The organism is Glycomyces buryatensis, from assembly GCF_004912275.1.
In the GTDB taxonomy this organism is placed as follows: Bacteria; Actinomycetota; Actinomycetes; order Mycobacteriales; family Micromonosporaceae; genus Glycomyces; species Glycomyces buryatensis.
On the sequence record NZ_STGY01000011.1, the window covers coordinates 1 to 816 of the forward strand.

Consider the following 816-nt stretch of genomic DNA (forward strand, 5'->3'; position numbering starts at 1 on the left):
TACACCCGACATGGCAGCCGCTGCACCGGCACTCAACAAGACCTTCTGCCTCATCAGCTGTGTTCTCCTCATTCCATTACAAATCCGGCTGCCGCCGTGATTGCGAACATCAAGACTGTTTCGATCGGTCGCCCCCAGACGGGACCGATCATTCCGACTCAAGCGCGGTGGTTACGGTGTCGAATACCTGAGGGGCGTACTCTTCGACGGCCCATTGCGCAATTTCCGTCTCGATGAACGGCATTTCTCGACGGGCTTCCAATTCCTCACCCTCGAGGCCGATGGACTCGCCGAAGTAGATGCCCGGGTCCGGCGGGATGTGAAGATAGACCCAAACCGCATAGTTCTCCGCGCGCATGGCAACCATTACAGAGCCGCTGCTGGACCCGAAGGATTGCATGGCCAACACATGCCCTTCATTCCAAGGGCCCTCGACCGCCTCATCCATGTAGACGAGCGAGTCGTCCCAGCCTTCTTCGCCTTCTTGCAGAAGGTCGTTGCCGTCATGCCAGTATTGAATCTGAGCCTCGTAGCGCTCGACGACCTTGTCGGCGTCTTCCCCCGGGGCGACCGACAGTTCATAGCCGCCCGTGGCGTGGTCGTCTCCGGCGGGAATCTCCACGCCCGCCTGGCAAGTCAGGGCGTTGGGGGAGGTCGCCGATCCCAACGGCTGGCTGACCGGCCCCATGTTGTACGAGGTGTAGGCCATCTTCTCCGCGACGTCGTCCGGGTCGATGACTTCACAGATCTCCCAGGAGGAGATGGTGCCCGTCAAATCGTTGAAGTCGCCATCGCCCGACGAGTCGCCGCCGATCG

General features: G+C 60.8%; 1 protein-coding gene. It reads right to left on the reverse strand.

Annotation, left to right across the window (positions count from 1 at the left end; all coding sequences use genetic code 11):
• Positions 1–148 precede the first annotated feature (148 nt).
• A partial coding sequence (locus FAB82_RS26875) for a hypothetical protein (RefSeq protein WP_168801406.1) occupies positions 149–816 on the reverse strand: 668 nt, incomplete at its 5' end.